The following is a 16,318-nucleotide window of genomic DNA, read 5'->3' as shown; positions in this document are numbered from 1 at the left end:
AAGAGGTCTGCTCGGCAAAAGCAGGGCTGTCCGGCGCAAATGCCCGTTCCCAGACTTCGCAGTCCTGCTCTAGCTTCGCGGTCCCATTCGGAACCAAGAGAGCGCAGGCCATGAGTGAGTTGACCCCGGACGAAGCCAAGGTGACGGCGTGGCTTGCCAGCCGCAAGGACGCGATGGTCGCGCTCCTGCGGGAGATGGTCGACACCGACTCCGGCTCCTATGACAAGCCGGGCGTCGACAGGGCAGGGCAGGTGCTCGCCCGGTTCCACGAAGCGAACGGGCTCAGCGTCGAGATCATCCCGGATGCTAGTTATGGCGATGCCGTCAAGGCGCGACTGCCGAATCCGGCCGCCAACGACCAGCGCCCGGTGCTGTTGCTGGGACATCGCGATACCGTCTTCCCGGAAGGCGAGCCGACGCGCCGGCCCTTCACCATCAAGGCCGGCCGGGCTTATGGTCCCGGTGTCGCCGACATGAAGGCTGGTCTCGTCATCGAGGCCTTCGCCGCCGCCGCCTTTGCCGAATGCGGTGGGCTTTCCGCTCCGCTCACCATGCTGACGACGAGCGACGAGGAGATCGCTTCCCCCTCTTCGCGCCCGATCATCGAGGCGGCGGCGCGTGAATCGCGCTGTGTCTTCAATGCCGAGCCGAGCCGGCTGCCGCCCGGCACCGAGTTCCTGCGCGATCACAAGCAGTCGATCACCAGCGGCCGCAAGGGTGGCGTCTTCATGCGTGCCGAATTTGTCGGCAAGGCCGCCCATTCCGGCGCAAATTACGAGAAGGGCGTCTCGGCCATTGTCGACCTCGGCCACAAGATCCCGAAGCTGCAGGGGCTGACCGATCTCGAGCGCGGCGTCACCGTCAATGTCGGGCTGATCGGCGGCGGCCAGACCGTCAATACGGTCGCTCCCCATGCCTGGTGCGAAATCGATCTGCGCTATGTCACGGCCGCGCAACGCGATGAACTGGTCAGCGCGATCCGCGGCATCATCGAGACCCCCATCGTCGAAGGCTCGAGTGCGAAACTGACCATCAAGGGCGAATTCGTGCCGCTGGAGAAAACCCCCGAGGCCGCTGCCCTCTACGATACCTATCGTGATGCCGCCGCGAGCTTCGGGATCAGCGTCAGCGCCGAGTTCACCGGTGGTTGTGCGGATTCCGGCTTCACTGCGGCGCAGGGTTGCCCGACCCTGTGCTCTGTCGGCCCGATCGGCGGAATGGCGCACACTCCCGACGAATTCCTCGAAGTCGAGAGCATCGTGCCGGCGGCGCAGGTGCTGGCGCTTGCCGTGATGCGCACGGCTGCGCGCATGGAGTGAGGTCCGGGCGCATTGCCCCGACGCGGATGCGCGGTCGCGTCCCAACCATCCGTCGGTCGAATCGCTGCTGACAGGGTGGCGACGCAAACAGCATCGATGCTCGCTCCCGGGGCCAGCGTCGATGGCGGGAATGGCCCCCTGTTTCAGTGGGCCCTCAGAACGCCTCTTCCCAATTTCGGCTGAGCCGCATCGCCGAATTGATGAGCCCGACCATGGAATAAGTCTGCGGAAAATTGCCCCAGAGCTCGCCGGTTTCGAGATCGGCATCCTCCGAAAGCAGGCCAAAGCTGTTGCGCCGTTTCAGGATGCGGCAGAACAGGTCCTTGGCTTCGTCGCGCCGGCCGATCGCATGCAGCGCGTCGACATACCAGAAGGCGCAGATCAAGAAGCCGGTATGCATGAAGCCGAAATCATCCTGCGTGCCGTAACGCAGCAAGAGGTCGCCGCGGCCGAGCTCGCGGCCGATGGTTTCGACGGTCGCAATATAGCGCGGATCCTCCGCCGTGACGAAGCCGAGCTCCGCGATCAGCAACAGGGTCGCGTCGAGATCGCTGCCGCCAAAGGTCGAGACGAAGGTGCCCTTCTCCTGGTTCCAGATCTGGTCGGTAATGACGCCCTTCAGACGTTTGGCCTCTCCACGCCAATAGTCCTTGCGGTCGGTGCGACCGAGCGTGCCGGCGATGCGTGCGAGCCGGTCGCAGGCCGCCCAGCACATCACGCTGGAGAAGGAATGCACGACCTGCTTCTCGCGCAGCTCCCACGGGCCGGCATCGGGCTTGTCGAAGACTGCGATGGCGAGCTCGCCCATTCGTTCGAGCTGCCCGAAGAGCGCGTCCTTGCCGGGCTGGATCAGGCGGCGGTCGAAGAAGGAATGCGTCGCCGCGAGCACCACGGCGCCGTAGCCGTCATTCTGGATCTGCGTCGCGGCGCCGTTGCCGACGCGCACGGGCTGGTGCCCGCGATAGCCTGACAGGTTTGGCACCTCGAATTCGGTCAGCACGCCGCCGCGCGTGATCGGGTAGAGTGGCGGCAGATGCTCCGCTCCGCTCTCGGAGAAGGTGTCGACGATATTGGTGATGAAGCCGAGATAATCCTCCATCGTCCGCGTCGTGCCCAGCCGATTGAGCGCATGCACCACGAAATAGGCGTCGCGCAGCCAGCAGAAGCGGTAGTCCCAGTTGCGCTGGGTGCCGGGAGCTTCCGGAATCGAGGTGGTCAGCGCGGCGACGATGGCGCCGCTCTCCTCGAAACTGCAAAGCTTCAGCGTGATCGAGGCGCGAATGACCTCCTGCTGCCACTCGAAGGGGATGGAGAGGGAGCGCACCCAGTCGCGCCAGTAATCCGTCGTCTTGTCCAGGAACTCGCGCGCGGTCGTCTCGATCTCGGCGCGCAATGCCTCGTCCGAGCCGATGAAGAAGGAGAAGGTCCGGTCGACCGCGAAAGGGACGCTGTCCATCACATAGGAGATCGGCGCATCCGTCGTCAGCCGGATCGTCTGGTCGGCGCCAACATAGCGGACATGGTTGGAGCCGCGCGTAATCTCGTCCGGCAATTCGCCGAGGCCGAGGCATGGCTTCAGCACGACCCGGATACGCGGCCGGCCAGAAAGCCGGCGCACGCGCCGCACCAGCAGCGGCGGCCGGAAAGAACGCTCGTAGCGCACGAAACGAGGCGCGAAATCGAGAATCTCGATGGCGTTGCCCTGGTCGTCGGACAGGACTGAGGAAAGGATCGCGGTGTTGTCGAGATAGCTTTGTTCGCATCGCGTCATGCCGACGAGTTCGATCGCGAACACGCCCTTCTCGGGCATGGCGTCGCCGTCATCGGGCTTGTTGTCGATCAGCGAACAGAAAACCGGGTCGCGGTCGAAGCGGGGAAAGCAGCCCCAGACGATATGGGCGCGCCGGTCGATCAGTGCGGCGATCGAGCAATTGCCGATCACGCCAAGATCGAGCGAGGCGGAATGCCGCGCCGTGGTGGAGGTTTCTACGGTCATGATCAGCCTTGGCAGAAAGCGTCAGTCGTCAGGCTGCCGCTTTCTGCGGCGGCGAGCAGGATGGTGCGGAGCGCAGTCGGGGAGGCGAGGCGTCGGCCGGCACAGGTTTCGCCCGCACCGATGCGGATCGACAGGCCGCCGAGCGCGTTCACCGTGGCAAAGCCCGCCTCGTCGGTAATGTCGTCGCCGATGAAGACCGGTGTCCGGCCGCTATAGGGTGCTTCCCGCATCAGCCAGGAAATGGCGTTGCCTTTGCTGGCCCCGGCTGGGACCAGCTCGGCGACCGATTTGCCTTCCTGCAAGCGCACGGAGGGGCCCATCCCGGCGGCAAGCTTCCTGGCCAGCGCGAGGGCTTCATCCTGGAGTTGCGGCGCCAGGCGCCAGTGCAGGGCGGCCGAGATCCGTTTGTCCTCGACGAGGATGCCGACATGGCTGTTGGCGAAACGGATGAGCTCCCGCAGCGCCTCGCGCAGGGCTTCGGGAGCGTCCGCCTGGCTGCGGATGGTTCCGCCGAGGCGGATCTGTGCGCCATGAAGGCCGGCGATGTCGAAGTGATAGGGGGCGAGAAACCCGTCGAGGTCGGGGATAGGGCGCCCGGAGACAAGCGCCAGCGCTCCGCCCAGCGTAGAGCGCAGGGTATCGAGCGCCGGCGCGAGCTGCCTGTCGAGTTTGACCTCGTCGGGCATCGGCGCAATTTCGACCAGCGTTCCGTCAAAGTCGAGAAACAGAGCGACCTGCTTCGCCACCTTGGTGAAGTCGCGGGATTCGTTGGTAGATTCCGATTCGATCAGTTCCATCATCTCGTTCTGTTTGCGTGACGAAACGGGCGAAAGAACGACAGGTGAGCTGTCCAATGCCTGAGCGAGGGTTCTTGCATCATCCGCGCTATGGGCGGATGTTAGTGAACTTGCCACATTCTGCTTTCAGTTTGCCACAGTCATCATGATTTCAACGCGAGCCTGACGCGGCTTCGCCATCTGACATCCGAAGCCCCTCGGAAACATTACGTGCGCCGGCGCGTTCTGTTCCCGCTTCCGGTGTCGAAATTCGGGCAGCCGGCTGATCGGAGTTTTCCCGGACATGCGTCTCGTCATCGTTTCCAACCGCGTCACCATTCCCGACCGCAGCGAGAAGGTCGCCGCCGGCGGTCTTGCCGTGGCGTTACGAGAAGCGTTGGAGAAACATGGCGGGCTCTGGTTCGGCTGGAGCGGGCATGTCAGCGAAGAGAAGACCCACGCGGTGCGGACGCTCCAGCGCGGCAAGGTGACCTATGCGGTGACCGATCTGAGCGAGGAGGAGCGGCAGACCTATTATCTCGGCTTCTCGAACCGGGCCCTTTGGCCGAACATGCATTACCGCCTCGGCCTTACCGAGTTTTCGCGGGCCGACTATGCGGGCTATCTCGCCGTCAATCGCCGCTTTGCCAAGGCGCTCGTCGCGATGTTGCGGCCGGACGACCTGATCTGGGTTCACGATTACCACCTGATCCCCTTGGCTGCGGAACTTCGGCGGCTCGGGGTGAAGAACCGGATCGGATATTTCCACCACATCCCCTGGCCGCCCTCCGAGGTTTTTGGCGCTCTGCCCTCGAGCATCACCCTGATGAAGACGGTCGGCGCCTATGATCTCGTTGGACTGCAGACCGAGATCGATGCGCGCAATGTGGTGAGCGGACTGGTCAATCTCTGCGGCGCAAAGGTCGATGGCGACGGGGTCCGCCTCGGTCGGCGTTCGATCCAGGTCAAATCTTTCCCGATCGGCATCGATGTCGAAGGCTTTCGCAAGCTTGCGACGAGTTCTGCGCGCACGACCGCGGTGTCGATCCGGCGCGCGACCGAGGCCTTTGGCGATCGCAAGCTGGTCATCGGCGTCGATCGCCTCGATTACTCCAAGGGAATCGTCCAGCGCTTGGAGGCCTTCGAGCGCTTCCTGCTGGAAAATCCCGAGCAGCGCGGCCGTGTCGGCATGCTGCAAATCGCGCCACCCTCCCGCTCAGATGTTCCCGAATACGCGGAACTCGATCGCCAATCGGACGAGACGGCCGGGCGGATCAACGCAGCGCTGGGCGAATTCGACTGGACGCCGATCCGCGTGGTCAAGAAGGCCTATTCCCGCAATGTCCTGGCCGGCTTCTATCGCCGTGCCCAAGTCGGGCTGGTCACGCCGATGCGCGACGGCATGAATCTGGTCGCCAAGGAATACATTGCGGCGCAGGATCCATCCGATCCTGGCGTGCTGGTTCTTTCGCGCTTTGCAGGGGCGGCGCGCCAGATGAAGGACGCGCTGATCGTCAATCCCTACGATCTCTCGGAAATGTCGGAGGCGATCCAGCAGGCGCTGGTCATGCCGAAGCCGGAGCGAATCCGGCGTTTCGAGAAGCTCTACGCCACCATCGCCGCAACCGATATCGGCTGGTGGACCGAGACCTATCTTGCCGCGCTCTCAGAGGGCGAAGCCGGGTTTCCGGTGACGCTCCCAGCGACCAAGAGAGCGGTTCGCGCCAAGCCGGCGACCGGAGCCAAGCAGCGACCGGCGACTTCGCGCGCTCCGGCCAAATCCGCAAGCGGCGCCGCAACGACCGTTCCGACATTGTCGGATCTGTCACAAATCTCGGCTGGAAACGGGCGCTTGCCACATTAATGAGAAGCGCTGCCGCCGATTTCACCTCGGGGTTGTAACGGCGGCCCTTGCCGAACACTCCTTTCGCTCGCTAGAAGGCGACAAGAACCGGGGCATGCTGCCGACTCATCCGGAGCCAGGTATCAGGTCTGCGAGCGGCATCGGCAACGATGTCTGAGGAGGCGGGCGGAGGGCCGATTTGATGCGAGGCGCTCTCGGAGGTCCGGGCGTTCTGCTGCGCCGTCTCCGCGAGGTCATGGCAGCGCCCGTCAGCCCGCAGGAGCGGCTGGATCGGCTTGTCGTCCTGATCGCCGGCAATCTGGTCGCGGAGGTGTGTTCGGTCTATGTCCTGCTCGAGGACGGTTCGCTTGAACTCTATGCGACCGAGGGCCTGAATCGCGAGGCGGTGCACCTGACCCGGATGCGCGCCGACGAAGGTCTCGTTGGCCTGATCGCCAGCGAAGCCGAGCCTGTCGCCCTGTCCGACGCGCAGTCGCACCCGGCCTTCTCCTATCGTCCGGAGACGGGCGAAGAGATTTATCATTCCTTCCTTGGCGTCCCGATCCTGCGCGGCGGCGCCGTGATGGGCGTCCTCGTCATCCAGAATCGCGCATCGCGGCTCTACAACGAGGAAGAGATCGAGACGCTGCAGACCACCGCCATGATCATGGCGGAGATGATCGCGGCCGGCGGGCTGAAATCGCTGGCGCCGCCCGGCAGCATGATTGGCCTCGACCGGCCGATTCACGGTGTCGGCGTCAAGCTGGCGGACGGTGTCGGGCTCGGCTACGCCGTTCTCCACGAACCCCGGGTCGCGATCACCAATCTGATTGCCGAGAATCCCGCCCGCGAGGTCAAGCGGCTCGAGGCCGCCATCGCCGAGATGCGAACCGCGATCGACGAACTGATCGAGCGTGGCGACGTGGCTCATACCGGCGAGCATCGTGACGTTCTCGAAACCTTCCGCATGTTCGCCCATGACCAGGGCTGGCTCAGGCGGATGCGCGAAGTGGTGATGACCGGTCTCACCGCCGAAGCTGCGGTTGAGCGTGTGCAATCCGACACCCGCGCCAAGATGCTGCGCCAGACCGACCCCTATCTCAGGGAGCGGCTGCACGATCTCGACGATCTCGCCAATCGGCTGCTGCGGACCCTGATGGGCAAGGCGAATGGCGTTGCTCACGAGAAGTTGCCCGAGAACGCCATCCTGATCGCCCGCTCGATGGGGCCGGCGGCGCTGCTCGATTATGACCGCGTCCGTTTGCGTGGGCTTATCCTCGAGGAAGGCGGACCGACCAGCCACATCGCCATCGTGGCGCGGGCGCTTGGCATTCCGGCCGTCGGCGAGATCGTCAACGCAACCGCGCTGATCCAGTCCGGCGACGCCGTCATCGTCGATGGCCAGGCTGGCGAGGTGCAGATCCGTCCGCAGCCGGACGTCGAGAACGCCTACAAGGACAAGGCCCGCCTGCGCGCCCGCAAGCAGGAACAGTACCGCAAGCTCAAGGATCTGCCGGCCGTCACCAAGGACGGGGTCGAGATCAACCTCCAGATCAATGCCGGCCTTTTGGTCGACATGCACAGTCTCGATGAGACGGCGGCCGCAGGGATCGGGCTGTTCCGTACCGAACTGCAATTCATGGTCGCCCAGCACATGCCGACGACGACCGAGCAGCAAGCGCTCTACGGGGCCGTGCTCAAGGCAGCGCAGGGCCGGCCGGTCGTCTTCCGGACGCTCGATATCGGCGGCGACAAAGTCCTGCCCTATATGGAGCGCGTTGAGGAGGAGAATCCGGCGCTCGGTTGGCGCGCGATCCGGATCGGCCTCGACAAGCCGCGCCTGCTGCGCGGCCAGATCAGGGCGATGCTGCGGGCCGGAGCCGGCCAGGACATGCGCATCATGCTGCCGATGGTCGCGACCGTCGACGAGTTCCTGCGCGCGCGCTTCATCGTGCGCCGCGAGCTCGCCATGATGGAGAAGCAGGAGCGTCCGGCGCCCACCAATCTCGAGCTCGGCGTCATGGTCGAAGTGCCGTCGTTGCTGTTCGAACTGGCAGAGATCTCGCGCGAGGCCGACTTCCTGTCGATCGGCACCAATGACCTCATGCAGTTCTTGTTCGCTGCCGATCGTGAGAACCGCCGGGTGTCAGAGCGCTTCGATCCGCTTTGCGTTGCAGCGCTCCGCGCGCTGCGCACGATCGTTGAGGCTGCGGGCGAGGCAGGTTGCCCGGTCTCGGTCTGCGGTGAAATGGGTGGCAAGCCGCTGGAGACGATGGCGCTGATCGGCCTAGGCTATCGCTCCTTCTCGATGTCGGCGGCGTCGTTCGGGCCGGTCAAGGCGATGCTGCGTGCGCTTGACGTCAGGAAGCTGCGCGAGCGTATGGATTGGATGCTCGCCTCTTCCGATGGTGCATCGAGCCTGCGTTCGCAGCTTTCGGCATTGGCGACCGAATTGAAAGTGCCGGTCTAGCGACGCTGAAGCGCGCTTCGCCGGTCCCCAAACAGTGTTTCCGAGTTCCTGATGTCCCTTCAGCTTCCTCAAGACCGTCTCGACAGCATCGTCGCTCGCCACGCCGTTGCCACCGACGAGATCAATCGCTCGACCGATGCCGTGCGTACGGTAGAGCTTGCCAAGGAGCTGGCGGAGCTCGAACCCGTCGTTGCAGCGATTGCCTCCTGGCGCAATGCGCAGGCCTCTCTCGACGAGGCGCAGGGGCTGATCGACGATCCGGCGACCGACAGCGAATTCCGCGATCTCGCCTATGAGGAGCGGGACACCGCTCGAGCCGAGATCGACACGCGTGCCCACCAGATCCTGATCGCTCTCCTGCCCAAGGACGCTGCCGACGAACGCGGCGTCATTCTGGAAATCCGGGCCGGCACCGGCGGCGACGAGGCCTCGCTCTTCGCCGGAGACCTGCTGCGGATGTATCAGCGCTACGCGTCGCAGAAGGGCTGGAGCGTCGACATCATCTCGGAGAGCGAAGGCACGGTTGGGGGCTACAAGGAAGTCATCGCGGAGATCTCGGGCCGGGGCGTCTATGCCAAGCTCAAGTTTGAATCCGGGGTTCACCGCGTCCAGCGCGTGCCGGATACCGAGGCGAGCGGCCGCATTCACACCTCGGCCGCGACGGTGGCGATGCTGCCTTTGGCGACCGAGGTCGACGTCGCGCTCAATGACAACGATCTGCGCATCGACACGATGCGTGCCGGGGGCGCCGGCGGCCAGCACGTCAACAAGACCGAATCGGCCGTCCGCCTGACCCATATCCCGAGCGGGATCGTGGTCGTGGTCCAGGATGAGCGCTCGCAGCACAAGAACAAGGCGCGTGCCTTCGAGTTGATGCGCGCCCGGCTCTACGACATGGAGCGCATGAAGGCCGACGCCGAACGCGCGGCGGACCGACGCTCGCAGATCGGCTCCGGTGACCGGTCCGAGCGGATCCGCACCTACAATTTCCCGCAGGGCCGCGTGACCGACCATCGCATCAACCTGACGCTCTACAAGCTCGACGAGATGATGCAGGGGCTGGCGCTCGACGAGATCATCGATGCCCTTACGGCGGAGCACCAGGCGACGTTGCTTGCAGCGCAAAGCGGCGCGTGAAACCTTTTTACCGGACTGGCGTTGTTTCCATATCGACCTGAAAGCAGGCTGGAGGAAACCATGAAACTTGCATCAGTGATTGCGATGACCGGTCTGATGGCGCTGGCTACGGCAGGGACCGCTGAAGCTCAGACGCAGACTTTTGGCCGCGTCGTCCAGGGACAGGCCGTGCCGCTGCAGAATGCGATGACGCAGTCGCAGGCGCGCAAGGCGTGTTCGCAGGAAATGCACGGAGCGCGCGAGAGTAAATCGTCAATCAATCAGAAGATGAAGATTTGCATGGACCACAAGATGCAGGGCAATTGATGTCGATGCGAGCGCCAGCCCAGTGACGTCGCCACTGCAGAGCGGTGGCGACGCTGTAACGCCTTCGCCGCAAGCTGTCGGTGTGCTGACCAATCGGGAGGCACGCCGGCAGCTTGCGGCGCGTCTTCGCGCTGTGGGGGGCGATACGCCGGTTCTTGATGCGCGCCTTCTTGTTGAAGCCGTGGCTGGGGCCGGCGCGGAGGACGACGCTCTGCTCGGTGAGCAGGCCGCCGCGGATCTGGATGGCTACGTCGCGCGGCGGCTGGCAGGCGAACCTGTCTGGCGCATCCTCGGCGAGCGTGAGTTCTGGGGACTGACCTTCAAGCTCTCGCCAGCGACGCTCGAGCCGCGCCCCGATACCGAGACGCTCGTCGAGGCCGCGGTCCATTCCCTTCGTGAGAGGCGCGGGGACGCGTTGTCGGTGCTGGACCTCGGGACTGGCACGGGCTGCCTGCTCATCGCGATCCTGAGTGAGTTCAGGCAGGCCAGGGGCCTGGGTATCGACCTGTCGGGAGAGGCCTGCAAGGTCGCAGCCGCAAATGCCCTTGCAAATGGCGTCGGTGACCGCGTGGCGTTTCGGGAAGGCGACTGGGTGAAGGACCTTGAGGGCCGCTTCGACCTGATCGTCTCCAATCCGCCCTATATTCCAGGCGATGAGATTCCCGGGTTGGATGTGGCTGTGCGCGCCTATGATCCGCTCCTGGCGCTGGATGGCGGGATCGACGGGCTCGTTCCGTATCGGCTCTTCGCGCGCGAGCTGACGCCGTTTCTGGCACCGGGTGGCATCGTTATTTTCGAGATCGGTGCCGGGCAGGAGCCGGATGTCTCTGCCTTGATGCGGGCCGAAGGCTTCCGGTATCACGGAGCGCGCAAGGACCTTGGTGGACACGAGCGCGCGCTGATCTTCTCCCGCTGAACCGGATACGCACAGGGATTGTGCGAATTTGCTTGGAACCGGACGCAAAAGCCGCTATGCAGATACCAGCCGAAGCTGGTGTCGTCAGCGCCGAGCCTAGGGCAGCCTCCTCCTGATTGACGAGGATTTGCCTCCGGACACGTCCGAAGTTTGACGGAACTGACAAAGCAAGATCGGAATTCCGAAGGCATGGATGTGCCGTTCGGCTCATGGGGCGAGTTACCGCCTCTTTTGGAAACGAGCGCGTGAAGACCAAGAACGGCGCATTGCCCCTTCAGGTCGACTCCCTCCGGCACGGCGCCGCAACCCGCCGCGTGCCGGTACGCGTATGACAGTGACCCGGTTGCTTTGAACAGACAGAGCGCGAGATAGACGCGAATGAGACCAGGTCAGAACCGGCGTATGCGCGGCCGTAACAACAACAACAATAACAATAACAACAACGGCAATCGAAAGTCGCCCAACCCGTTGCAGCGCAGCTACGAGTCGAACGGCCCGGACGTCAAAGTTCGTGGTACCGCTCAGCATGTCGCGGAGAAGTACTTGCAGCTGGCGCGCGATGCCCAGTCGTCGGGCGATCCGGTCGCAGCTGAGAACTATTTCCAGCACGCTGAGCACTATTACCGCATCCTTCTCGCGGCGCAGGAGCAGATGGCCCAGCAATACGGCCATAGCTTCCCGCCGAATCGCGCCTTTGGTGAGGAGGGCGACGAGGGGGACGATGAGGGTGAGGGCGATGAGAATGCTGCCTTCCCGCAGGGCTCGCCTCAGCCTGAGCTGCGGCATCAGGCTCAGGGAGGCGTGAACGGCAACGGGTATGGCCAGAATGCTGCCCCCCGTGGGGATGGCGAGGGCCAGGATGGCCAGCAGAACAACGGCCAACGCTTCGACCGCCCGCCCCGCACCGATCGCTTCAACGACCGCAACAACCGCCGATTCGATCGCAATGATCGCCAGGACCGTGGCCCCGATCGTGGTGAACGCCGGTTCGACCGTCCCGAAGGCGGGCAGAACGGCCAGCCCGGGGGCTTCGCGCCGCGTTCCGAGCAGCCGGCTTCTACCGAGCAGGGCGAGAACGCCCCGGCGCAGAGCCAGGGCGAGCGTCGCTTCGAGCGCGGCGACCGGCCGGAGCGGGGGCCGCGTCCCGAGCGCGCCGAGCGTCGTCCGCGCCGGGAGGTCGAGCCTGAAGGCGAGGCGAACGATGTCGCTGCTTCGCTTCCGTCCTTCCTGACCAATCCGGTCCGGGTTCCGATCGCCGTCGCCGAGGAGCCCATTGCGGCACCGGTCGAGGCTGCTGCTGCTCCTGCCGAAGCGCCGGCCGCCGAAGAGGCTGCCGCACCGAAGCGCACGCGCCGCCGCCGCTCGCCACGCGAAGTCATGGACGCGCTGGGGTCGGAAACCGATAGCGCTGCCGAGTAAGGCGCTCCGGTTTGACCAGATATGACAGGGGCCCGACGGGCCCCTGTTTTTTTGGCTCAGGCGACGCCGAGGTCGAGCGTCGCTTGCGGGGCCTGGCTTTCGAGATGCATGCCAGCGGTCAGCGTGCCGCTATTCAGAATCTCGCAGTAGATTCCGCAGTCGACATGGCCATAGGTCTTCATCAACGCCTTCGGGATCTGGAGATCGCGGGCTCCGGTCTGCGGGTCGACATTGGTTGCCGCGCAGCGTTCGATTCGCTTGATCACACGCAGGCGCAGGCCCGACGGCGTGGACAGCTCCTGCCCGACCAGGTCGTTCTCCGCCCAGGCGGCCAGCCCCTCGACCATGACATTGCCGCGGAAGCGCAGCGGATCGAGCCGGGTGCCAAGGTGGTTGCCGAGATCCGCGACGCTGGCGAGGTTGATGATCGACATGAACCCCGAGCGTGAATCCATGAAGCGATAGCTTTGCGGGGCGGTGAGCAATTGCGGCTTGCCGCGCAGCTCGTCCGGCATGAAACCTTCAAAGAAGGCCGTCAGGGCCGCGTGGCCGTCCTGCGTCGTCATGTCGGCCCGCAAGGTCTCGCGTCCATCCTGCCTGATGACAAGCGCGCGGCTTTCGTCGTCATAGCGCGTCTGCAGCCGTGCCAGCGATTCATTGCGCATCAGCATCAGATACTTGATCTTCGGCTGATGGACGGGCGCGGCCGGGTCGAAGCCGGAAGGGCCGTTCTCGATGGCGAAAAGCCGGTCTCCAGGGAAAAAGCCCCCCGTGCTCAGCGAAGCCGATTGCACGGGTTCGGGCGAGAGACCCTTGACGGGGTAGCGATAGAGCGAGGCGACACGCATGGAGTCTTTCAGTCCGCAGGCTGATCGGGCAGGGGTGATATAGCGGGTTCTACGAGGCGGGACCGATCAAATCCTTGCATCGGTTCGATCAGGTTGACTTCAAGCCTCCTCGGCCTCGGCCTCTTCGTTCTCCACGGAGCGCTGGCAGCCCCAGGCGGAGAGCACTGCATCGGTGTCCTCGACGACGAAAAAGCGCGCCGCGTCGCGGTCGTACCCTTCCGCCAGAAGCCGCTCGTAATCGGTATGGACGTGGCGGACATGGCTGCCGAGAGCGAGCCAGAGCGCCGTCGAGGGCGGCAGATCCTTCATGTGGCGGCGCTCGGCGAGCGCCAGGACCGCTTCGGCATCGGCAAGCGGAATGCCGGGGGCGAGCGCCCTCAACGCTTTGCGAATCGCCTGCTGTCGCCTTGTTCCCGCCATGGCCAAGGCTGAGCCTGTCGGAAGGGCGCCGTCAATCATTCGCAAGGGGCCCCCTTCCGTTGCGCGGATGTCACACTATCTTTGGTTGCGAAGGGTGTCCCTCGGGAGCCCTATCCTGATGAAAGGCAGCCGGATGCGTCGCCACGGGGCGTGCCGGCGGGCGGAGCGACAATATGAACATTGAGAAATACACCGACAGGGCAAAGGGTTTCCTGCAGGCGGCGCAGACGATTGCGCTGCGCGACGGGCACCAGCAGTTTACGCCCGAACATCTTTTGAAAGCGCTGCTTGATGACAGCGAGGGCATGGCAGCCGGCCTGATCGATCGGTCGGGTGGCCAGTCGAAACTTGCCTTGCAACTGACCGATGCGGCGCTCGCAAAGCTGCCCAAGGTCAGCGGCGGTGGCGCCAGCGGCCTGCATCTGACGCCAGGCCTCGCCCGTGTCTTCGATACGGCGGAAAAGGCTGCGGACAAGGCCGGCGATTCCTTCGTCACGGTCGAGCGCCTTCTTCTGGCCCTCGCGGTCGAGAAGGAAACCGAGGCCGGCAAGGCGCTGGCCAAGGCCGGCGTGACGCCGCAGGCGCTGAATGCCGCGATCGAGGCGATCCGCAAGGGTCGCACCGCGGACTCAGCCTCTGCCGAGCAGGCCTATGACGCGCTGAAGAAATATGCGCGGGATCTCACCGCTGCTGCCCGCGAGGGCAAGCTCGACCCGGTCATCGGCCGCGACGAGGAGATCCGTCGCACCATCCAGGTGCTGAGCCGCCGCACCAAGAACAATCCCGTCCTGATCGGCGAGCCCGGCGTCGGCAAGACCGCCATCGCCGAGGGCCTTGCGTTGCGCATCGTCAATGGTGACGTGCCGGAGAGCCTGAAGGACAAGGAACTGCTTGCGCTCGACATGGGCTCGCTCATCGCGGGTGCGAAATATCGTGGCGAGTTCGAGGAGCGCCTGAAGGCGGTGCTCAACGAGGTCTCCAGCTCCGATGGTGGCGTCATCCTGTTCATCGACGAGATGCACACCCTGGTCGGTGCCGGCAAGACGGACGGCGCCATGGATGCCTCGAACCTGCTGAAGCCGGCGCTCGCGCGCGGCGAACTGCACTGCGTCGGCGCGACCACGCTCGACGAGTACCGCAAATATGTCGAGAAGGACGCCGCGCTTGCACGCCGCTTCCAGCCCGTCTTTGTCGACGAGCCGACGGTCGAGGATACGGTCTCGATCCTGCGCGGCCTCAAGGAGAAATACGAGCAGCATCACCGCGTTCGCATCACGGACTCGGCGCTTGTCTCGGCCGCGACCCTGTCGAACCGCTACATCACCGACCGCTTCCTGCCCGACAAGGCGATCGACCTTGTCGACGAGGCTTCGGCGCGCCTACGCATGCAGGTCGATTCGAAGCCCGAGGAGCTGGATTCGATCGACCGCGAGATCGTGCGCCTGCGCATCGAGCAGGAGGCTCTCAAGAAGGAGAGCGACAGCGGCTCAAAGGAGCGGTTGAAGCGGCTGGAATCCGAACTCGCCGATCTTGAAACACGTTCGGCCACGATCACGGCCCGCTGGAAGGCGGAGAAGGACAAGCTCGGCCAGGCGGCGGAGATCAAGACCAAGCTCGACAATGCCCGCAACGAACTGGCCCAGGCGCAGCGCAAGGGCGAGTATCAGCGTGCAGGTGAGCTCGCCTATGGCGAGATCCCGCAATTGGAGAAGCAACTCGCCGAGGTCGAGGCGATTGGCGATACCTCCGGCATGGTGGAAGAGGCGGTGACGCCTGACCATGTTGCGCAGGTCGTCAGCCGCTGGACCGGTGTGCCGGTCGATCGCATGCTCGAAGGCGAGAAGGACAAGCTGCTCCGGATGGAGGAGGTGCTGGCAGCGCGCGTCGTCGGCCAGCGCGAGGCGGTGGAGGCGGTCTCGACAGCCGTGCGGCGTGCCCGTGCCGGCCTGCAGGACCCGAACCGGCCGATCGGCTCCTTCATGTTCCTCGGACCCACGGGTGTCGGCAAGACCGAGCTCACCAAGGCGCTCGCGTCGTTCCTGTTCGACGACGATACGGCGATGGTGCGCCTCGACATGTCGGAATACATGGAGAAGCACTCGGTCTCGCGTCTCATCGGCGCGCCTCCCGGCTATGTCGGTTACGAGGAAGGCGGAGCACTGACCGAAGCCGTACGGCGGCGGCCCTATCAGGTCGTCCTTTTCGACGAGGTCGAGAAGGCGCATCCGGACGTCTTCAACGTGCTCCTGCAGGTGCTCGACGATGGTCGTCTGACGGACGGTCAGGGCCGCACGGTCGATTTCCGCAACGTGCTGATCATCATGACCTCGAATCTCGGTTCGGAGTTCCTGGTGAACCAGCCCGAAGGGCAGGACAGCGACGCCGTGCGTGACGATGTCATGGGCGTGGTCAGGCAGGCCTTCCGGCCCGAGTTCCTGAACCGCATCGACGACATCATCCTGTTCCATCGCCTTAAGCGGGCGGATATGGGGGCGATCGTCGATATCCAGCTGGCACGCCTCGCCAGGCTGCTGACCGACCGCAAGATCGTGCTCGATCTCTCCGAAGACGCCCGCGCCTGGCTGGCCGACAAGGGCTACGATCCCGCCTATGGCGCACGTCCGCTGAAGCGGGTGATCCAGAAAACGGTGCAGGACCCGCTGGCGGAACTGCTGCTCGCCGGCAAGGTCACGGATGGCGAGACGGTGAAGGTCACCGTTGGGCCGACCGGGTTGATGCTGGGCGATGTCAGCGTCACCCGCGAAAGGCGGCCTGAGGGCGTGCCGCTGAACTAATAGGGACGGTACGACCTCGTTCTTCCCTACTGGGAAGGAGGCAGCGACCGCCGCGAGACGGATGAGGGAAGGG

12 protein-coding genes are annotated in these 16,318 nt (G+C 64.6%); 8 read left to right on the top strand and 4 right to left on the bottom strand.

Annotated features, from left to right (window positions below; translation table 11 throughout):
- Positions 1 to 110 precede the first annotated feature (110 nt).
- Positions 111 to 1,319, top strand: coding sequence for a M20 family metallopeptidase (locus tag AB4118_RS12875; protein ID WP_441490101.1), 1,209 nt, complete (start codon positions 111 to 113; stop codon positions 1,317 to 1,319).
- A gap of 154 nt (positions 1,320 to 1,473) precedes the next feature.
- Here AB4118_RS12875 and AB4118_RS12870 read toward each other — a convergent pair whose 3' ends face one another.
- Together AB4118_RS12870 and otsB are read right to left on the bottom strand one after the other, a co-directional pair.
- On the bottom strand, positions 1,474 to 3,315 hold the full coding sequence (locus AB4118_RS12870) for a glycoside hydrolase family 15 protein (RefSeq protein ID WP_441490100.1): 1,842 nt from the start codon (positions 3,313 to 3,315) through the stop codon (positions 1,474 to 1,476).
- A 2-nt stretch (positions 3,316 to 3,317) separates the two neighbouring features.
- Positions 3,318 to 4,112: a trehalose-phosphatase gene (gene otsB / locus AB4118_RS12865; protein ID WP_441490099.1), complete on the bottom strand. Its 795-nt coding sequence runs from the start codon at positions 4,110 to 4,112 to the stop codon at positions 3,318 to 3,320.
- Between the two features lie 283 nt (positions 4,113 to 4,395).
- Here otsB and otsA point away from each other — a divergent pair, with 283 nt between their 5' ends.
- The 6 genes from otsA to AB4118_RS12835 all read left to right on the top strand — a co-directional run bounded on the left by otsA (position 4,396) and on the right by AB4118_RS12835 (position 12,182).
- Positions 4,396 to 5,955 carry an alpha,alpha-trehalose-phosphate synthase (UDP-forming) gene (gene otsA, locus AB4118_RS12860; RefSeq protein ID WP_441490098.1) on the top strand — a complete coding sequence of 520 codons (1,560 nt, stop codon included), beginning with the start codon at positions 4,396 to 4,398 and terminating at the stop codon, positions 5,953 to 5,955.
- A 181-nt stretch (positions 5,956 to 6,136) separates the two neighbouring features.
- On the top strand, positions 6,137 to 8,404 hold the full coding sequence (gene ptsP, locus AB4118_RS12855) for a phosphoenolpyruvate--protein phosphotransferase (protein WP_441490097.1): 2,268 nt from the start codon (positions 6,137 to 6,139) through the stop codon (positions 8,402 to 8,404).
- Between the two features lie 51 nt (positions 8,405 to 8,455).
- Positions 8,456 to 9,541, top strand: a complete 1,086-nt coding sequence (gene prfA, locus AB4118_RS12850) for a peptide chain release factor 1 (protein WP_441479668.1) — start codon at positions 8,456 to 8,458, stop codon at positions 9,539 to 9,541.
- A 60-nt stretch (positions 9,542 to 9,601) separates the two neighbouring features.
- Positions 9,602 to 9,847 carry a hypothetical protein gene (locus AB4118_RS12845; RefSeq protein ID WP_441490096.1) on the top strand — a complete coding sequence of 82 codons (246 nt, stop codon included), beginning with the start codon at positions 9,602 to 9,604 and terminating at the stop codon, positions 9,845 to 9,847.
- A gap of 82 nt (positions 9,848 to 9,929) precedes the next feature.
- Positions 9,930 to 10,763: a peptide chain release factor N(5)-glutamine methyltransferase gene (gene prmC / locus AB4118_RS12840; protein WP_441490488.1), complete on the top strand. Its 834-nt coding sequence runs from the start codon at positions 9,930 to 9,932 to the stop codon at positions 10,761 to 10,763.
- Between the two features lie 402 nt (positions 10,764 to 11,165).
- A complete protein-coding gene (locus tag AB4118_RS12835; protein WP_441490095.1) occupies positions 11,166 to 12,182 on the top strand; it encodes a DUF4167 domain-containing protein in 1,017 nt (338 codons plus the stop codon).
- A gap of 56 nt (positions 12,183 to 12,238) precedes the next feature.
- On the opposite strand, the gene AB4118_RS12830 is transcribed toward AB4118_RS12835, so the two are convergent.
- On the bottom strand, positions 12,239 to 13,030 hold the full coding sequence (locus tag AB4118_RS12830; protein WP_441490094.1) for an MOSC domain-containing protein: 792 nt from the start codon (positions 13,028 to 13,030) through the stop codon (positions 12,239 to 12,241).
- Between the two features lie 99 nt (positions 13,031 to 13,129).
- On the bottom strand, positions 13,130 to 13,450 hold the full coding sequence (locus AB4118_RS12825; protein ID WP_441490487.1) for a DUF2293 domain-containing protein: 321 nt from the start codon (positions 13,448 to 13,450) through the stop codon (positions 13,130 to 13,132).
- 173 nt (positions 13,451 to 13,623) lie between these two features.
- Here AB4118_RS12825 and clpB point away from each other — a divergent pair, with 173 nt between their 5' ends.
- Positions 13,624 to 16,245, top strand: a complete 2,622-nt coding sequence (gene clpB, locus AB4118_RS12820) for an ATP-dependent chaperone ClpB (protein WP_069877622.1) — start codon at positions 13,624 to 13,626, stop codon at positions 16,243 to 16,245.
- The last annotated feature ends 73 nt before the right edge of the window (positions 16,246 to 16,318 follow it).

The sequence above is a fragment of the Allobosea sp. 2RAB26 genome, assembly GCF_052115465.1.
Classification (GTDB): Bacteria; Pseudomonadota; Alphaproteobacteria; order Rhizobiales; family Beijerinckiaceae; genus Allobosea.
This window is presented reverse-complemented; position numbering and strand designations above follow the sequence as displayed.